Below are 18,299 nucleotides of genomic sequence, written 5' to 3'. Positions count from 1 at the left end.
AGTAAATATATAATACCAGATATAGAAGAGGAACTTAAGAAATATAATATACCTTATTGCGTAATTGGAGGGCGTGGTTTTTATGAAAAAGAAGAGATTAAAGAAATATTAAACCTTTATGAGCTAGTAATAAGTAATTTTACTGAGGATTTTTCACTTAACATTGAAATGAGGATCATTAAAGCTCTAAGAAGTTTTGTATTTAATATTTCTGATGATATTTTATATAAAATCAAGCTTCAACAGATGGAAATCGGAAACTTAAACTATTTTCAAGCTATGGAATTGGTTTATGATGGTATGAAAGATATAGAGGAAAGAGGAAAGCTTGAAAATGCATATTTAACTTTGCTTAAACTCTCTAAAGTGGAAACTAGGCTATGTGCAGTACAGATACTAAATGCAATAATTGAAACTTGCAGCATAAAGGAAGCAGTGCTCATGCAAGAGGAAGGGCTTCAAAAATATAGAAATATTGAAAAGCTCTTATTTGAAGCAGAAAAGTTTGATAAAGAAAAACTCTTTACTCCAGAAGAATTTATAATGCATATAGAAGTATTAAATGATAACAATTTAGAAGATGCAGAAGCTTCGTTAGACTCAGAAGACACAGAGGCAGTAAAGATAATGACAATCCATCAAAGCAAAGGCTTAGAATTTGAAGGCGTTATAATTCCAGAAATAGATTCAGATCAGCTTAAGATAAGCAAAAAGGAAGAGAACAAAAATAATTTAGTATATTACGATGGCAAAATCATAAGTAAGTATGATATTCAAAATGTTCAGGATGGGAATGAGAATAAGGAAGTTACAGATGAGTATAATTCATATTTTCAAAACCAGCTTTTGAAAGAAATAGATGAATCCATAAGAGTACTATATGTAGCACTTACAAGAGCTAAGCAATATGCAGTTATGGTTGGTGAAGAGTTAGCTGAAGGAGTCTTGGAAATTTCAGAAGATAGTGAAAAAATAACTAAGCTTAACTCTTTTATGAAACAGATATTGTATCCTTTTGCTATAAAAAATGCAGATGAATCCTTAATTGAATTTATAGATGCGTCTTTAATTCCTAAAATGTATAGGCTTCAAAACGATACAGAAGTAACTGAAAATATAGAAATATCTAGTATAAAAGAAAATCTTGATTTCAAAATTAGAGATAAGATAAGAAGCTACGTCAGTGCTTCAAAATACATGAAATATAAAAAATGTCCAAGAAGATTTTATATAGAAAGTGTGCTAAATATTAAGGCAGCCAATTATATGGGGATTGAAGAAGAACCAAATGATATTGATACAAAAGCTTTAGAAACTATGTTAGATGAAACCCAGGATAATTACGATGATATTATAGTAGAGGTAGCAGTTGATATACTTGAAAAAGACGAGCAGGCAAAAGGACAAGTAAGATATTTAAAAAGCTCAGACATGGGTACAATTGTTCACAAAATACTTGAATATAAAAACAGTGATCTTGAAATCAGCAATGAACTTTTAATTGATAAGGCCATGTTTGAAATCTTAGGAGAAAATAACGTTAACACCTTAGAAGATAAAACTAAGGTGAAAAATAGAATAAGTAAGTATATAAGTAATTATGAGATGATTGAGAAAAATAAAGATCATCTTGGTAAAATGATCTTAAACGAAAATGAAGTTTCTTTTACAATAAGTCCACTAGAAGACAGAAAAACAATGCTTACAGGATTTATAGACCGTTTAGAAGTGTTTGAATCTGGCGATAAAATCATAGCAGTTATTACAGATTATAAAACAAATCATATTGAAGATGATGATGGACTAAACCATCTAATAGAAACATATACTTCTCAACTTAATATCTATGGAAAAGCTATAAAAGACAATCTTTATATAAATGGAAGACAAATAGATGAAGTGCGGCTAAAACTCTACTTCCTTGAGAGAGGTATTTGTAAAGAGGTGCCTTATGATGATAAGAATATAGATATGATGATTAATGATATGGATGGGATTTTTGGAAGATGTCTTGAAGATCTTGAAGTTGATGATTTTCATAGGGCTAAGGAAGAGGAATGTGAGAAGTGTGATTATATGGGGATGTGTTTAGATTAAGAAGAGAAGACTTAGAGTAAGGGACAATTTACTTTAAGTCTTTTTTTGTATTTATAATAACATCAGTTAATGGTAATCTTGAATATTTAGCTTGTGCTTAAATATGGATTATTATATAGATTTATTTATTTTTGACGAACGCATAGCGTTTCCAAAGATTATGTTATCAATAATCAATTCATGTGCCTTTCCGTGTTTGTGGTTATTGGAATTAAGGGAAATAAAAAATAAGAATATTATGGATATGTTAAATATTTATAACATTTTAATTGTGTTATTGGAATATAAGTTATATAATTATAACATGAGTTATAAATATATAACTTATGATAGAAATATATAACATGGAGTGATAATATGAAAAAAGAAATGAATTTAAGGACAAAGGAATTACTTGTTAGCGGAATTTTTGGAATTGTTTGGATCGCAATAGGATTTTTGAATTATTTTCAATTAAATTTTATTCTTAAAGCTATTGTAAGTCTTGTTTTATTAATTGCATCTATTTCCTTTTTAGTTCCATATTTTATAAAGGCAGAAAAAGAAGATGAAATGTCACTACTCAATCAGAGAAAAGCAAAGTCCAGATTATGTGATCTTCTTATTTTAGGAATTAGTATTTTTACACTTATGTCTGTTTATAAAGATGTATGGGTAGTTGATTTAAAATTCATAATGCCATTTATTATAGGAGGAGTAAATTTAATTAAGTATATATTCTTTGTTCTTGGTGAAAGGTTTGGTGTTTAAATATGCCGAGATTGAAAACAAAAATTCATGAATTACGTAGAGAATTCAACATAAAGCAAGATGAATTAGCAAAATTGGTAGGGGTAAGAAGAGAAACTATTGGTCATTTGGAGAATGAGAGATATAATCCATCTTTGAAGCTAGCAATGGATATAGCCAAGGTATTCGGAAAATCAGTAGAAGAAGTATTTGAGTTTGTAGATGATGAAGAATAAAACTAATATTAAAGTATGATGTTGCTAATGAAAAAGCAATTGAGTAATATATGTAAACGAGTGTAAGGCGTACAATTTTTTGTATACCTTATTTTTGTATATAGGATTATAATGGAAATAAGAGGGCGTAATTAAAATAGACATAGGAAGGATAACAAATATATGAATGTGGAAAAAATGCTTTTAGAGGTATCAGCCATATCTAAGAAATATGAAATGATAAATAAAATGACAGGTGGATATTTTAATATTTTTGATATAGCTTGTATATCAACTGATGAAGTGAAAATTTGTAGGATAATATACGAATTAATAAATCCCAAGGGCTCACATTATCAAGGAGATAAGTATTTGAAGCTTTTTGTTAAGTATGTTTTAGGAATTGATGATAACTTCTCTGATGAAGATTATAAAAACATAAGAGTATTTAAAGAGTATAAGATCGAAGACGATAGAAGGATTGATTTAGTAATAGAATCAAATAATATATTCATTCCTATAGAGGTAAAAATAAAAGCTGAGGATCAAGATAGGCAGTGCTATGATTACTATAAAAGAGCCCAGAATTCAAAGGTTTACTATTTATCTCTTAATGGGAAAAAGCCTTCTGAAAAAAGTGCAAAAGGATTATCGAAAATAATAGATGAATACGGTAACATAGAGGGTTATACTGAAGTTGAACAAATATCATTTGGAAATCATATTTTACTATGGCTAGAGAAATGTGTTGAATATCAAGAAACAATAAAGATAGCATCTATCAGAGAAATACTATTACAACTAATGTCTATAATTCGAAGATTAACAAATCAATCAGAAGGTGGAATCGAAATGGAAACAGTAAGTATTATATCAAATTCAAGTGAAAGCATTAAGAGTGCTATAGAAATTGCTAATTGCTTAAACAAAGCAAAGATAGTGATGCTTGAGAAGGTGTTATCTGAATTAGAAAAGAGAGTTGATGTAATAGCTAATATGAAAGGTTTTAATAAAGAAAATAGTTATTATTACTATAAAAATGATAAAGGTCTTACTAAGAGCTTTTATAATTATCAAAAAACAACATATCCAGGAATTAATTATTATTGTAGCAAAATAAATGATGATATTGATTTATGGTATAGAATAGAAATAAAAGATACAATTTTTGCGGGCTTTTGTGCTTTTGATAAAAGGATAAATAAAGAAATTGTAGTAGATGATTCTTTAAAAGAACAAATTCAAAAACGGTTTCTAAAACTGAATATTAATCCAGGTGGCTGGTGGATAAATTATGAGTATTTACCTAATGGAAATGAAAATGATAACCCTAACTTTAAAAATCATAATGAAGCTTATTATAATTTATATGATAGTTTGAAATTCGAATCTTTTATAAACAATAGTGCAAATATTATTGAAGGAATGATCGATGAACAATTATAAAATATTAGAAGGTATTAAGGGATAAAGCTGAAGTAGTTTCATAAACAATAAACAAGATAATATGAAAATATTAAATTAAGGAGTTATAATGCTCAACTTTAGATAAAATTGATCTTGAACTTGCAGATACTTATAATAAAATTTCACATAAATTTGCATATGACTTTTTAAATGATAATCCAGAACTATTAACCTCAAATAGAATAAACAATTCTTTAATAGATTCATCTCAGTAGCCATCAATTTCTTTATAGAATAGTAAAATTCAAACAGTTATTTAACTTAAGATAAGCTGAGATTTTTTAAAATTTAGAGAATCTTAGCTTTCTTTATAACAATAAATGATTAAATATTACATATTGTGGTGAATTAGGATGAATTATGTTATAATTCTTTTACAATAAATTCTATTATAGAAATGATTGTTAAAGAAAATTACCGAGTTGCAGACGTAGCCCATAATGAAGCTTTTATTTTAGATGTGCTAGACAAAGAATTTGAAAAAGGGTAAGGTGTAATAATGTCAGTAGAGAAGTATATTAAAGAAAATGTTAAAATCCTTGGAGATAAGGTGTTTATAGCTCCAGATATACCTGAAAAGAAAATAAATGGTGCGATTTCTGGAATGGCACAAGGTTTGAATCCAGATTATGTTTTAGCTATTGTAGACACAACTATATTTGGCAGCGCTAAAGAGGGCTGTTTATTTACAGGAGAACACCTATACACAAATGCATTAGGATCTGGTACTGATAAAATTCAGTTAAGCTCTATTTCTAAAGCAGAATATATATGTACTGAAGTACAAAAAGATAATGGAAAAATCGAAGAAAAGAAGGAAGTTATTATTCACTTTAAAAATGGAGAAAGCAAAAATATTACTGCGAATATTAGATATATTTCATGCGAAAAGTTTGCAGAATTAATTAATGGAATAGTTGAACAAGCACAAGATGAAAGTGACTTTGTTAGTACATCTCAGACTTGTCCTTTATCAATGATGGATATTGGTGTAAAAAAAGCTTACATAAAATTAGTTTGTAACTTTACTTTTTCAGATGATAATGAGATAGATGCAGAGGAATATGCAGAAATTATATCACTTATTGTAAGAATAGAAATGGCTGCAGAAGACAGATTAGAAATAAGAGGATATATGACTGATCATAATAATGTTGAAAACAATGAAGAGTTATTAGCTTATTTAGCAAAAAGTGTAGATGAAGGAAGTTATGATGTAGTTAAAAAATCTTTATTAAAGGATATTATATATATTTCTAGAAAGAAGAATAGAGAACAAAGCTGGAAGGAAAATCAATTTATTGTTAAGTTACATAATGATTTAGAGGTTGATGAGGAACAAGTTGAATATATAGTGGAAGCAATAAAAAATGATGAAGAGATATTGGCTCAAAGAAAAAATGACACAGAAATTACGAAATCTATGAAGGATTTAGCATCTAAAGCAACTGCTGTTGGTGTTCCATTAGCTGCAATTTATTTATCAGGATCAGTAATGGGTGTTAGTGCTGCAGGTATAACTTCAGGACTAGCATCTCTAGGTATGGGAGGTGTACTTGGATTTTCAAGTATGTTTACTGGAATAGGTGTTGCTGTATTACTTGGTGTTGGAACATATAAAGGTGTAAAGAAAATTACTGGATTAAGTGATTTAGAAAATAATAAACAAAGAGAAATGATGCTTCAAGCTATTATAAGAAACTCACAAAGATCATTAAATTATTTAATTGAAGATGTTAATGAAATTACTAGAAGATTGCAAATAGAAATAGAAAGAGGCTTAGAATCAGAAGCTAAAATTAAAAAAATTTCTGCAATGATTAGTATGCTAACTAAAGGTGCACAAGTTACTTCAGATAAAATCCAATATGCAGAAACTGAAAAGATCATTAGTAAATTACCTGAAAAATTGGATCTTACACGTGTAACTGAATTAACAGAAGGAGCAACTAAGGAAAAGATACGTGAGTTAATTTTATCTTGCTATATTAAGAAAGAAACAACCAATGAAGATGGAACTACTTCAGATTATATGGTATTAGATGATACAATTCCATGCAATAAATTACAAGAATTACATGATTCTTTTGAAGGTATTGGCTACTTTAATGCTGGAGATGCAGCAATGGCATCTGTAAAGGGTGCAGCAAAGAACTTTATGAAAAGTATAATGGGATAATGTTGGAGGAAGTATGTCAGATAATACAGATAATAAAAAGATGAATGAGGTAGGGAAATCACTCTTAGCTCAAAGAAAACAAATGGAAAGTGCAGAAAGGCAATTAGTTAAAGCTTCTCAGGAAATTTCAAACTTAGGAGTATTAAACGATGATAATTTATCAGAGCTAGATAAACTACTGATGCAGGCAGAAATGCTTTGTTCAGCGCAAGGTATGGATACCTCTCAAATTTCTGAAAAACATATTGAAATGGGAGAAAAATTAGTTGAATTAAGTGAGAAAGAAAAAGCAGATATTAAAGTGCCAGCATTTGAAGAATTGGTTACAATTGCAATTGATGATACAACAAGTTGGGATGAGTATCTTTCTAATATTGATAAGTTTGCACTTGAAAATAATATAGATTTAACAGTTGATCCTTTTGAAAATTTGTTATCACAGGCTCAGAAAGCAGAAATAGCTGAGAGAATACGTTCAGATTATACAATGAAAAAAGCTAATTGTGATAAATATGATTATATGATTGCAGCTTTTTGCGGAGTGGTAGCGGGACTAATAGACAGCTTTTTTGTTGGAATGCCAGATCAAAGTAAATTAGGCAAGTGGACTAATAATCAAACAGATAAGTTTGTTGAAAAAATTGCCAAGATTAAGGGATGGAATCCAGAGGCTGGAAATGAAAATAGTATTTCAAATGCTATACAATTTTTAGAAAAGAAATATAAAGTTAGCTACGACCAAGCAACAAGTAAAGCAGCAGGTGATTTACTTGGAATGACTCCTGGAAATCATCATATTAAATCATTAGGACATTCGCCAGATTTAGTAGGATTGATTTTTGCAATTGTAGATCAATTTACATCTACATCACATTTTTTAGATAATGGAAGGCTAATTGTATTTGATACCGAAACATCAAGCTTACATGGAAAAACTTTTATAGCAAAATTATTCTGTGGTTTTTCTAATTGGCTTGGACATTTGATTTCTGATGTTGCAGGAAGCTCGTCTGGAAGAAGAAATAATCCAGATAAATCTGGAAGTGGAATACCTATGCCGTTTTTTGAATTATTTCAGTTATGCAATAAAGGTAATTTTAAGATTTATCCTGGTAGTGATAAAAGCAATAACCCAACAGAAGTATCGCTGGCTGATTTGTCAGTAAAAATATTTGAAAATCATTATGACGCTAGATTTGGTATGGCACAAGCTATACCAGTTGTTATTAACGAAATATCAATTCGATTGCTCTGGGCTATAAAGAGTAGATTTTATTCTAATAAGAGTTGGAAGGAATGTATTCCAATTGGCAGCCATCCAGACTTGCGAAGAATGCTACTAACAGGCCATGGAGTATTATGTTTAGTAGATGGTATAGATGCAGCAGCCCGTTCTAAAGGTCAGATTTTGTTATTTGCACTGCATCTTAATTTTGTGGCATGGAAGAGACTCGCATTTTCAGGCTTGATGGAAATTAGGGCTTTATATAAAGAAAATGCCCTTGATATTGCGGCATTGGATGAAGATTTACGGAATGAATGGAATAGATTATATGAAAATAGCGGAGTTGTATTTTGATTAAAATTCGAATGCCAATAGGAGAAATTTATTTTCGGCATATATAAACATCTTTCGCAATAGCTAATTAAATGAAAACCAAAGGATTAAGCCCTGTTCAATACAGGATTTAATCCTTACATGCGCGTAGCAACTTCAACACTTCGTGTTTCAGAAGCACCCCCGGGGATCTTTGTGAAGGAAAATGACTGAACTTTCTGACATTACATATTGAAAGAGGATTTTTCATAGTTTTTTAGAAAAATAAATAGAGCTTATATTTTTTGAATGATTATGGAAAATAGTCAGAAATAATTATAATATGGTATTAAAATGTAGAACAATATAAATGGCTTATTTTTGATGAGCAAGAGTTTGGTATGTCAAATTATATTACAATAATTGGTCAATGTAGGAAAATGTTTTCATGAAGCTGATGAACCGGACCGGCAGAGGCTTTCCCTTTTGCGGCGTACGCCCGGTGAGACGGTTTGGCACGCATACCCATGAGCACGCCCGAAGAGTGAAAATGTTGTTAAGCGATTGACCATGCCCTGTTATTCAGAAATCTCCATGGGCGACGATCCCCTACGCTTTCTTGAATACCCGAAAAAAATTTGTCTTATAAATTGATCTTCTTTATTATAATGATTTTCACTTATATAAGCTAATAAGATCATTCACAAATATTTCTCCATTTGTAAAATGAATTTTATTGTTGCTTAAAAGTCCATCCAATGATTGAATTGTTTTTTCGATCATAGAAATTTTCCATTTTTTACTTAAATCTGTTTTAAAACTAATATAAACTTCATTTTTTAACGGTTCAAATACTATTGAACACAAAGTATTCTCCTGACTAGTTTTTCTTAAAACTTCAAAAGCTTCATTTATACCAAAGCTATGAATATTATTATCAATATATTCATGAGCAGAAATATATCTATCAGCACCTATACCATATACTTTATTATAATTTGCTTCCTTAAAATCCCCATTTGGAAAATTAGTCATAATAATAAAATCATTATTAATCCGACTTATTATATTTGTATCAATTCCTTCTTCCAGAATAAATGCATCACCAGTTTTATCTGCGATAATAGTATGTAGCCCTAAATCTGGGAATAATGGATTTCTAGGATACGAGATTACTCTTTTATTAAGAATTTCAAAAAATTCAGATGTTTTTCTTGTTTTCTTTAGCGCCTCGTCAAAAATATCAAAAGCAAACCAATCATTTTCGTTACAACTTGATTTAAAACCTGGACTATATTTTACTGCTTGAGTACAGATAAAAAGACCCTCACTATTAAAACCAGCGATGTCCCTGTATATGTTATCTAATAAGCCTGAAAAGTAAAATATGTTTTTATCATTATAACAAAAGACTTTCAGTTTTAAATCAATTTCATCAGTATCAAAATTCATACCATAAATAGTTTTTTCTTGACCGTATACTGCAAAACTTGTACACATTTTAGAAACTCCTTTTAATTTATAATTTTGTCATATAATATGCTTAGAGTATTTAGAGAATCATTTAGCTATTTTACCATTGGCTTCACTACTTTCTTAAACTTATATTTAAATGATATCACTGGCTACATCAATGTATCAACCTAATACATTTTTCAGAAACAAAAATGCGCCATCTAGCGTTTGCTTTATGGCGCATTTTATTCTAAATACAATCAAACTAATGTATAATAGAATTATCTATTAGTAAATATTGATTACTCATTTTAAATTTTTAATTATAAAGGGGGACATAAAATGAATTTTGAATTGGTGGAAATTAGTGATAATAATGTTAGTGGAGCTTGTTTTCCAGACTTTTTTGACGATTGTAATCCGACTGAAGAACAAGATTGTATGCCAAATGGGTATCCAGATCCAGAGCCAGATGATGGAGAGGATATATATTAGAATATGAAAAGCTATTTTGTACTAAATGAAAATGTAATATTAATTCAAGGGGCAAAGCGTGGTTTACTTCAAGATTTAAATTGCAGTAGACTTTTTTCTATAGATAGCAATTCAAAATATTATCTAAATAAGCTTTTAAATGGTGAATCCGTGGAAAAGGTTTTAGCAGAATTGACACCAGAAGAAAACAATAGATTTAAAAAATATTTGGATTTACTCATTAGTAAAAACTTGGGGTATTATTCTAGTAAAAAAACAGTTTGTGGAAATTATACTAAGGAAAAGGTTATTGATAGAAAATTATCTACTGTATGGTTTGAATTACGAAAAGCTTGCAATTTAAATTGTTGCCATTGTTATATGGATTGTAATAGTAGCAGCGATAAAGGTTTAAATTTATTAAATGTTGAGGATTGGAAAAGAATAATCAATCAATTGAAGAAATTTAAACCTAAAAAAATAATTTTAATTGGTGGCGAACCACTATTATTTAATGGGATTATAGATATTATAAATTATTGCAAAAAAATATGTTCGGAATCAGAATTAATACTTTACTCAAATTTGACTTTATTAACAGAAAAAATAATACAAGCCATTGTATCAAATAAGGTTAAAGTAATCACATCAATTTATTCAAATAAAGCAGAAATTCATGATAAAATAACTAGAAAAGATGGAAGTTTCAATATTACAATATCAAATATAAAGAAGTTGAAAGAATTTGGAGTTTATGTTAAAGCTAATAGCGCAGTAATGAGTTATAATTTTAATGATATTTCAGAAATACAAGATTACATATATGAATTAACAGGAGTTCGCAGCAAAATAGACATAGTAAGAGATGTTGGAATATCTAAAAAAAATTTAATTCCATCGGAATTAGAAACTAAATTTCAAAGAATTAGAAATAAACCTAATTTTAAGCCGGTAAATGAATCACAGTTTTTAAAAAATTACTCGGGAAATAACTGTTGGCAGGGAAAGATAAACATTACCTGTGATGGGTATGTTTCTCCATGCATAATGGGAAATGATTTTATAGACAAAAGGTTTAATATTAGAATAAATGATATGAATAATATTATTGATAACTATTTGATTACAAAATTTTGGAGTGTCTCAAAGGATTTTATTAATGAATGCAAGGATTGTGAATATAAATATGTTTGCAATGACTGTAGGCCAATATGTACTGAAAATGGAGATATTTATTCTAAAGGAAAAATGTGCAATTATAATCCATATTTAGGTGAATGGAAAAAGTAGCTATGCTTTGGCAAAAATCATTTCCCATTATTAATTATTATTATAAATAAAGAACTAGAAGAAGTAAATGATATACCAAAATTCAGTTCATCAATGATACCATCTGCTCTTGAAACTATTGAATATATTAATTTAAAACGAAATATTTCTCATAAATTCATCAAAGATTCAAATTCAATAAGTGAAATATATGTAGAGAATAATGGAATTGAAGAAAAAGTAGAAAATATAAGATCTATACCAATATACAATGAAATTGCCGCAGGTAAGCCTATTTTAATAAATGATTCTTTAGAAGGTAAATACTTTTTGCCTTCAGATTGGGTTGGCTGTTGGTATTATAAAGAATTAATAAAGCTGAGGTTTTCTTGAAGTTGGAAAACCTCAGCTTTCTTTAAAAAAATATGTTTTAATTATCAAATCTATCAACTTTAAATAATTTCATATCTTCATTTACTTTACCATCATATAATTCAGTTAACATCATTGCTCCGAGTATTGCAAATATAATTCCATTTGCGCCATAACCTAATAGATACCACAAGTTATTATGTTTAGGACCTGGACCTACAAAACCTAAGTTATCAGGTGTTGATGCAAAGGCGCCACAATATTTATATTCTATTTCGATATTTTCAATATTTTTAAACATGGATTTTAATTTGTTCTCTAATATGTCATATTTTTTATCAGCTAATTTTTCATTAAATATATCTGGTACGAAAGTAACATCCTCACCACCGATTATAATTCTATTATCTATTGTAGTTCGTAGATAATTATATGGATCACCATTATCTCTTAAAAGTATTTTATCTTCCCAGCCGTTAAAGCTAGAAACTGGCTTAGTAGCTATATTAAATGTAGTTGTCATAGTTCCAAAATTTCTATCTGTAAACAATTTGGTATTATATCCGGTTGCTACTATTACTTTTTTTGCTCTCACTTTATATCCAGATTCAGTTATTACATCAATATAATCCTCATGATGAAGCAAATCAACAACTTCAGTATTTTCGTAAACTTTTGCGCCCATACCACATGATACATTTAGCAGTTCATTTGTATATTTATATGGATCTAATTCTGCACCTCCATTTTTTGATATTATACCAGCTTTAAGGTCAAAGTCATATTTATTTCTGCTTTCATCTATATATTCAACATCAAATCCATTTTCTTTCCTAAGATCATATTCCGTTTTTATACTCTTTACGTCATCTTTCTTAGAAGTATATAATAATGTATTTCTTTTTTTATAATCGCATTTATTGCCGTATTTATTTATGAAATTTTCTATTTCATCTAAGGCTTTAAGGCCTAAATTATAGGATCTTAAGGCATTTTCTAATGTTGTATATGTTTTAAGATCAGATAAGTTATCATCAAGCTCATATTGTAAAAGTGATGTAGTAACACTTGTACTTAAGTGGGCTATCCTTTTCTTTTCTAAAACAACTGCTTTTATATTATTTTTACTAAAATAATAAGATGCTATGGCACCTGTAACTCCACCACCTATTATGCAGATGTCAGTTTCTATATCCTCTGTTAAGTATGAGTATTGCTTTTTATCATTATTTATATGTGTAAATAGTGGTTTTCCCTGAACATATTTAATGTACATTAAAGTCCTCCTTGTAATCATTTTTATTTAAATTATTTTTATATTTTAAATATATCTTAGCAATAATTATGTAATTATTTTTACCTCTTTTATTTTTTAAGATTTCATATACTTTGCTTTTATATAAATTTATATCATCCTGATTTAAATTTGCTTTATGTACTATATATTTTTACTTATTACACAGTATTTATTATTAAATTTTAATTATATTTTTTATCTAAATCTGAATTTTAATTCAAGATTAAGAAAAACTATAAAACAACTTCAGCCCTTCGGACTTCAGAAGCACCCACAGGGGAAACAGGATTCTAAAGAGGAGTTTTTGGAAAGGCCTATTAAGCGGGTTAAAGAAATTTTAGGAAGATAAAAGATTGAGCCAATAGGGTGGATTTAATCTTTATTGGGAAGGGATTTTGAGATTTTTTCATTGTATCGTCTATTGTAAAAAAATAAAAAGTAAAAAAGTTAAGATTTATTCAATTGAATGTATTGCAAGCATTAAAGGAACAATTGGCATTTTATTAATAAATGAAATTGCGTACTTAATAAGCTGAGATTTTCTTATATTTAGGAAATCTCGGCTTTACTCGTTTTATGTAAATTTATGATATAATGAACATAATAAATGGAAATACATAGAAAGAGTGATCACAATGAAAGAAACAATAAACAGAATAAGAAAATTCCGAAACGATAGAGATTGGAGTCAATTCCATACCCCAGCGAACTTATCTAAAGCAATATCCATTGAGGCAGGTGAGCTTTTAGAAGAATTCCTGTGGAATGAAGAAAACTATAATAAAGAGCACGTTTTAGAAGAACTTGCGGATGTTATGGTTTATTGTATACATATGGCTGATTCTCTAGGTGTTGATTTAGAAGAAATTATAAATAGCAAAATGGACAAAAACGAAGAGAAATATCCAGTAGAAAAAGCTAAAGGTAACAGCAAGAAGTACACACAATTGTAAAGAGTGAGAAATGCAATTATATTCATTTCACAATTAAAAAAACAGCTATTCTGCAATTCAGAAATTTTCTACAATACGGAACTTTTCTACAGCAAAAATCATTTCTGAGTAAAAAAGGAGCGCATAAAAGGTGATTGTATATCAGGCTAGTAAAAAAGATTTTATGAAGCATGTTACTAATGGTGAAATCAGTATTTTGATAGATAGGGAATATAAAAATAAAATAGGAAAGTCTAGAGAAAGTGAGTTTAGAGCTTGGGATAATTCTATGCTTTATATGTTTAAAGCACTTAGTACAGAGGATATTCCTGATGAATGTGGAGTTGCTATTGAATATAGGATTCCTGCAACTTCAAAAAGAGTTGATTTTATTTTAACTGGTCTTGATGAAGAGGATAAGGAAAATGTAATAATTGTTGAGCTTAAACAGTGGGATGAATTGGAGGAAGTAGAAGAAGAGGATGGAATAGTAGCAACTTCAACACTTCGTGTCTTAGAAGTACCCCCGGGGGTCTTTGTGAAGGAAGAATGAATGAACTTGCTATAGCTAATAGTTTAAATGGAATAAAAACTGAAGTGCTTGTGAATTTTATGGACGAGTTAAATAAGAAATTCATTAAGAATAAAGTAGAACCTATTGAATATAACAGAGAAGACGCTGAAGTATATTATCAAGCAAGTTATGAGCCAGGTTTAGTATTGAAAATTAAAGAATACACATTAGCTGGAGGTAAAAAAGTCAATTTTTCAATATGTATAGCAGTTGAATATAATCTATATTATTATTTCGCTTTTATGGAAAAGCATGAAGATGGATTTTAATATTGTATAAATAGAGAAGAGTTTCAAAAGAAACATAGTAAAATATTTAATGAATGTTATGATGGAATAGTGAATATTTTAGGAGAAATAAAACGTAAAGGATTAGGCAGTCTTTTGTGGGAATATGTTCGAGATAATAATGGTCATAATTATGGTTTTAAGCATTTTTCAGATAACTGTGTTGAACTTAAAGATACCTATGTAAAAGAGGCGGCAAGGATTACAGATATTATTATTAATTTAAAGAAAGCTGTGGAAAATCAATTACTTTGAGAAATTGGTTTTAATATGACTAAAAGGCTTCGGTATTATCAAGGAAGCATCGATTTGGATTTAATAAGTAAAGGTGAAGATTATAGAAAACCAGCAAAGAGTTATATTATATTTATCTGCACATTTGACTTATTTGATAAAGGACATCATAAATATACTTTTCAAAATGTTTGCCTCGAAGATAGTAGTATAACATTAAATGATGAAGCACAGAAAATAGCATTAAATACAAAAGGGATTATGAAGGACTTAAGTGAAGAATTATTGGAGTTCCTCGTTATGTTGAAGATTCAACGGATGATAATGTAAAGCATGTCAACGGAGATCTTGTTAAGAATATACATAAAAGAGTGCAAGAAGTTAAGAATGATATATTAATGGAGGTGCATATTTTGAAAAAGTGCGAAGCGCGATCAAGATCTTATATGACTTTATTGGAAAGAGATAGAGAGAAAATTGAAGAAGGAATAGAAAAAGGCAGAGAAGAAGGTATTCTTTTAACAAAAAAAGTTTTAAAGCTTTCAAATTCAGGATATACAATAAGCCAAATCGCAAAAGAATGTAATATATGTGAAAAGGAAGTAAGAAAAATATTAGAATAATAGAATTCAGAAGAAGAGAAGCCTAAGGATAAATTAATTCAAGTGCATGAGTATTAAAGTTTATCTTATATTGTGAACAGAATTTAAATAAATCTAACCTAGAAATATTTCTAGTGTTAGATTTATTTTTTATTTTATATTTAAAATATTTAAGTTTTTTGTTTTTCTGACAATATTTAAAGTCATGAACTGCAAAGGGGTTAATTTATTTAAATACGTTCAGTTTAGATTAGGGATTGTCTTAACTTTACAACTATTATAAAATATGATATTATAACAAAAAGATTGGTAAATTATTATCGATTTATCATGAAAATACAAATAAATTTATCACAATGGTAGTGAATTAGGTAGTATAGTAGGAAAGTGTTAATTGTGATAGTGAAAAATTAGGAGGACAGTAATATGGTAGGAAAAAGAAAATTAGCAATGTTATTATGTACAGTTTTAGTAGGTGGAGTGCTTTCGGGATGTGGACAAGATACAACAGGTTCTAGCAAAGAGAAAACTACTTCATCAGAAGTAAAAAATATTGGAATTATACAATTAGTACAACATGATGCATTAGATTTAACTAATAAGGGTTTTATTGATGGATTAAAAGAAAAAGGATATGAAGAAGGAAAAAACATAAAAATTGAGCAGCAAAATGCTCAAGGTGAACAATCAAATGCACAAACAATCTCTAAACAATTTGCAGATAGTAAGAAGGATTTGATCTTTGCAATTGCAACACCAGCAGTTCAAGCGGCATACAATGCTACTAAAGATATACCAATAGTATGTTCTGCAGTAGTAGATCCAGTAAAAGCAGGAGTTGCAAAGGATTGGAAGAGTCCGGGTACTAATGTTACTGGAACATCAAATAAGACTCCAGTAGATAAGCAGATGGAATTATTAGTAAAGTTAATTCCAACGGCTAAAACTGTAGGGGTTATTTACAATACTTCAGAAACTAATGCTGTAATTCAAGTTAATGAATTTAAGGCTGAAGCAGAAAAACATGGAATTACAGTAAAAGAAATAGGTGTAACTAATACAAATGAAATAAGCCAAAATTTAGCAAGTGCTCTTGGTGAAATTGATGCACTATACACACCAACAGATAATACAGTAGCTTCAAGCTATACATTAGTAGGTAAGCTTTGTTTAGAAAAAAACATTCCTGTAATTGGTGCTGAAGACGCTGCAATTAGTAAAGGTGCTCTTGCAACTTTAGGTATAGATTATTATAGATTAGGAAAAGAAGCAGGCTTTGAGGCTGCAGAGATATTTGGGGGAAAGAAGCCTTCAGAAATTGAAATAACAAAATTAAGTGAAATAAAAGTTGTTATAAATACAGATGTTGCAAAGAAATTGAATATTAAGATTCCATCAGATATAGAGGCTAATGCTGAAAAAGCAACAGGCGGTATAGTTGAATCGTAATTATTAATGGAAGTAGATGGTGATTAAAAATGAGTATAAAAACCAGGAAAATAGTAATAGTTGGAAGTGGAAATGTAGGTTCACATTGTGCATTTTCACTAGCAATACAAGGTATATGTGATGAAATTGTAATGATTGATAAAATAGATAAGAAGGCAAATGCAGAAGCAGTTGATTTAAGTGATACAGTTTCATATTTACCTCATTATGTAAAAAGTAAAAAAGGGACTTTTAAAGATTGCGAAGATGCAGATATTGTAGTAGTAAGTCTTGGAATTCCACCAGAGGATAATAAATCACGTTTAGATTACTTAGAAGATACAATAAAAGAAGTAAATACTATAATAGATCCAATACTAGAATCAGGATTTAATGGTATATTTATAGTTATATCAAATCCAGTAGACGTAATAGCTCATTATATATGGAAAAAAACAGGTTTTCCGAGAAACAAGGTGTTTGGAACTGGAACAACGTTAGATTCATCAAGGCTTAGAAGAATATTATCAGATGAAACAGGAATAGATCAAAAATCTATACAAGCATATTGCATGGGAGAACATGGGGATTCACAAATGGTACCATGGTCACATGTATATTTTGGTGGAAAACCATTATTTGATTTGATGAAAGAAAAACCAGAAACTTATGGAAAGCTTAATCTAGATGAGTTGACCAATAGAACAGCAAATGCAGCATATGAGATAATAGCTGGAAAGGGATGTACAGAGTTTGGAATAGGGGTAGGTTTAAGTGAAATAGTCAAAGCAATACTTCATGATGAAAAGAGAATACTTCCTGCATCTACATTATTAGAAGGACAATATGGTGAAGAAAATGTTTTTGCAAGTGTACCTGTTATCTTAGGTAAAAATGGAGTAGAAGAAGTTGTTGAAATAAACTTAACGGAAAAAGAAAAATCACAATTTAATCATACATGTGAAGTTTTAAAAGAATATATAGAGAAAGCCAATACGCTTTAAAGCTGAAAGAACCCTCAAACTGATATGCTCCCTTCTAGGTAGACAGTTGAAATAATAAAACTGTTTTACTTAGAAGGGAGTAATTTTATGTCTAGAAATATCTTACCTAAAGAAAAACTTCAGGCAGTAAAAGAATATTTAGATGGA

General features: G+C 29.1%; 17 protein-coding genes and 1 pseudogene. 16 read left to right on the top strand and 2 right to left on the bottom strand.

The window, feature by feature from the left end:
- The 6 genes from CLCHR_RS21020 to CLCHR_RS20995 all read left to right on the top strand — a co-directional run.
- The coding region (locus CLCHR_RS21020; protein WP_207652338.1) for a 3'-5' exonuclease at positions 1–2,097 on the top strand (2,097 nt) is incomplete at its 5' end.
- Between the two features lie 357 nt (positions 2,098–2,454).
- Complete coding sequence (locus CLCHR_RS21015) at positions 2,455–2,847, top strand: hypothetical protein (protein ID WP_079441880.1); 393 nt, start codon at positions 2,455–2,457, stop codon at positions 2,845–2,847.
- A gap of 2 nt (positions 2,848–2,849) precedes the next feature.
- A complete protein-coding gene (locus CLCHR_RS21010) occupies positions 2,850–3,062 on the top strand; it encodes a helix-turn-helix transcriptional regulator (protein WP_079441879.1) in 213 nt (70 codons plus the stop codon).
- Between the two features lie 162 nt (positions 3,063–3,224).
- Positions 3,225–4,487 (top strand): PDDEXK-like family protein, encoded by a 1,263-nt coding sequence (locus CLCHR_RS21005; RefSeq protein WP_079441878.1) that lies wholly within the window; start codon positions 3,225–3,227, stop codon positions 4,485–4,487.
- 520 nt (positions 4,488–5,007) lie between these two features.
- Positions 5,008–6,687, top strand: coding sequence for a hypothetical protein (locus CLCHR_RS21000; protein WP_079441877.1), 1,680 nt, complete (start codon positions 5,008–5,010; stop codon positions 6,685–6,687).
- A gap of 13 nt (positions 6,688–6,700) precedes the next feature.
- Positions 6,701–8,266, top strand: a complete 1,566-nt coding sequence (locus tag CLCHR_RS20995; protein WP_079441876.1) for a hypothetical protein — start codon at positions 6,701–6,703, stop codon at positions 8,264–8,266.
- 633 nt (positions 8,267–8,899) lie between these two features.
- On the opposite strand, the gene CLCHR_RS20990 is transcribed toward CLCHR_RS20995, so the two are convergent.
- Positions 8,900–9,724, bottom strand: a complete 825-nt coding sequence (locus CLCHR_RS20990) for a C45 family peptidase (protein WP_079441875.1) — start codon at positions 9,722–9,724, stop codon at positions 8,900–8,902.
- 297 nt (positions 9,725–10,021) lie between these two features.
- Here CLCHR_RS20990 and CLCHR_RS25000 point away from each other — a divergent pair, with 297 nt between their 5' ends.
- The 3 genes from CLCHR_RS25000 (at position 10,022) to CLCHR_RS20980 (ending at position 11,815) form a co-directional block, all read left to right on the top strand.
- Entirely contained in the window at positions 10,022–10,174 is a 153-nt protein-coding gene (locus CLCHR_RS25000) for a hypothetical protein (protein WP_009171007.1), read from the top strand.
- A gap of 3 nt (positions 10,175–10,177) precedes the next feature.
- Positions 10,178–11,443 (top strand): radical SAM/SPASM domain-containing protein, encoded by a 1,266-nt coding sequence (locus CLCHR_RS20985; RefSeq protein WP_079441874.1) that lies wholly within the window; start codon positions 10,178–10,180, stop codon positions 11,441–11,443.
- A 93-nt stretch (positions 11,444–11,536) separates the two neighbouring features.
- Positions 11,537–11,815, top strand: coding sequence for a LexA family transcriptional regulator (locus CLCHR_RS20980; RefSeq protein ID WP_079441873.1), 279 nt, complete (start codon positions 11,537–11,539; stop codon positions 11,813–11,815).
- 37 nt (positions 11,816–11,852) lie between these two features.
- On the opposite strand, the gene CLCHR_RS20975 is transcribed toward CLCHR_RS20980, so the two are convergent.
- Positions 11,853–13,070 (bottom strand): NAD(P)/FAD-dependent oxidoreductase, encoded by a 1,218-nt coding sequence (locus tag CLCHR_RS20975; protein ID WP_079441872.1) that lies wholly within the window; start codon positions 13,068–13,070, stop codon positions 11,853–11,855.
- A 656-nt stretch (positions 13,071–13,726) separates the two neighbouring features.
- Between CLCHR_RS20975 and CLCHR_RS20970 the strand changes: the two genes are divergently transcribed.
- From CLCHR_RS20970 to CLCHR_RS20945, 7 genes and pseudogenes are all read left to right on the top strand, one after another.
- Positions 13,727–14,044, top strand: a complete 318-nt coding sequence (locus CLCHR_RS20970) for a nucleotide pyrophosphohydrolase (protein WP_079441871.1) — start codon at positions 13,727–13,729, stop codon at positions 14,042–14,044.
- A gap of 130 nt (positions 14,045–14,174) precedes the next feature.
- A complete protein-coding gene (locus CLCHR_RS20965; protein ID WP_242966171.1) occupies positions 14,175–14,576 on the top strand; it encodes a hypothetical protein in 402 nt (133 codons plus the stop codon).
- On the top strand, positions 14,573–14,866 hold the full coding sequence (locus CLCHR_RS24595) for a hypothetical protein (protein WP_139376278.1): 294 nt from the start codon (positions 14,573–14,575) through the stop codon (positions 14,864–14,866). Before CLCHR_RS20965 ends, CLCHR_RS24595 begins: the two co-directional genes overlap by 4 nt.
- Before the next feature lie 69 nt (positions 14,867–14,935).
- The gene (locus tag CLCHR_RS20960; RefSeq protein ID WP_079441870.1) at positions 14,936–15,139 is read left to right on the top strand and encodes a hypothetical protein; all 204 of its coding nucleotides are present in this window, start codon (positions 14,936–14,938) and stop codon (positions 15,137–15,139) included.
- A 12-nt stretch (positions 15,140–15,151) separates the two neighbouring features.
- A pseudogene (locus CLCHR_RS20955) lies at positions 15,152–15,741 on the top strand (Rpn family recombination-promoting nuclease/putative transposase); the annotation flags it as partial.
- Positions 15,742–16,146: 405 nt separating this feature from the next.
- Complete coding sequence (locus CLCHR_RS20950) at positions 16,147–17,169, top strand: ABC transporter substrate-binding protein (RefSeq protein WP_079441869.1); 1,023 nt, start codon at positions 16,147–16,149, stop codon at positions 17,167–17,169.
- 29 nt (positions 17,170–17,198) lie between these two features.
- On the top strand, positions 17,199–18,152 hold the full coding sequence (locus CLCHR_RS20945) for an L-lactate dehydrogenase (RefSeq protein ID WP_079441868.1): 954 nt from the start codon (positions 17,199–17,201) through the stop codon (positions 18,150–18,152).
- Positions 18,153–18,299: the final 147 nt, after the last annotated feature.

Origin of the sequence: Clostridium chromiireducens (assembly GCF_002029255.1) — a bacterium.
GTDB classification, from domain to species: Bacteria; Bacillota; Clostridia; order Clostridiales; family Clostridiaceae; genus Clostridium; species Clostridium chromiireducens.
Note: the sequence above shows the minus strand (reverse complement) of the source record. Positions and strands in the feature narration are given on the sequence as shown.

What these genes read in the sequence shown, in the direction of transcription:
- CLCHR_RS25000 (WP_009171007.1), top strand. Translation starts at nt 10,022, where the DNA reads ATGAATTTTGAATTGGTGGAAATTAGTGATAATAATGTTAGTGGAGCT.
- CLCHR_RS20980 (WP_079441873.1), top strand. Translation starts at nt 11,537, where the DNA reads ATGATACCATCTGCTCTTGAAACTATTGAATATATTAATTTAAAACGA.
- CLCHR_RS20970 (WP_079441871.1), top strand. Translation starts at nt 13,727, where the DNA reads ATGAAAGAAACAATAAACAGAATAAGAAAATTCCGAAACGATAGAGAT.
- CLCHR_RS20975 (WP_079441872.1), bottom strand. Translation starts at nt 13,070, where the DNA reads ATGTACATTAAATATGTTCAGGGAAAACCACTATTTACACATATAAAT.
- CLCHR_RS20950 (WP_079441869.1), top strand. Translation starts at nt 16,147, where the DNA reads ATGGTAGGAAAAAGAAAATTAGCAATGTTATTATGTACAGTTTTAGTA.
- CLCHR_RS21000 (WP_079441877.1), top strand. Translation starts at nt 5,008, where the DNA reads ATGTCAGTAGAGAAGTATATTAAAGAAAATGTTAAAATCCTTGGAGAT.
- CLCHR_RS21015 (WP_079441880.1), top strand. Translation starts at nt 2,455, where the DNA reads ATGAAAAAAGAAATGAATTTAAGGACAAAGGAATTACTTGTTAGCGGA.
- CLCHR_RS20990 (WP_079441875.1), bottom strand. Translation starts at nt 9,724, where the DNA reads ATGTGTACAAGTTTTGCAGTATACGGTCAAGAAAAAACTATTTATGGT.
- CLCHR_RS21010 (WP_079441879.1), top strand. Translation starts at nt 2,850, where the DNA reads ATGCCGAGATTGAAAACAAAAATTCATGAATTACGTAGAGAATTCAAC.
- CLCHR_RS20995 (WP_079441876.1), top strand. Translation starts at nt 6,701, where the DNA reads ATGTCAGATAATACAGATAATAAAAAGATGAATGAGGTAGGGAAATCA.
- CLCHR_RS24595 (WP_139376278.1), top strand. Translation starts at nt 14,573, where the DNA reads ATGAATGAACTTGCTATAGCTAATAGTTTAAATGGAATAAAAACTGAA.
- CLCHR_RS20985 (WP_079441874.1), top strand. Translation starts at nt 10,178, where the DNA reads ATGAAAAGCTATTTTGTACTAAATGAAAATGTAATATTAATTCAAGGG.
- CLCHR_RS20945 (WP_079441868.1), top strand. Translation starts at nt 17,199, where the DNA reads ATGAGTATAAAAACCAGGAAAATAGTAATAGTTGGAAGTGGAAATGTA.
- CLCHR_RS21005 (WP_079441878.1), top strand. Translation starts at nt 3,225, where the DNA reads ATGAATGTGGAAAAAATGCTTTTAGAGGTATCAGCCATATCTAAGAAA.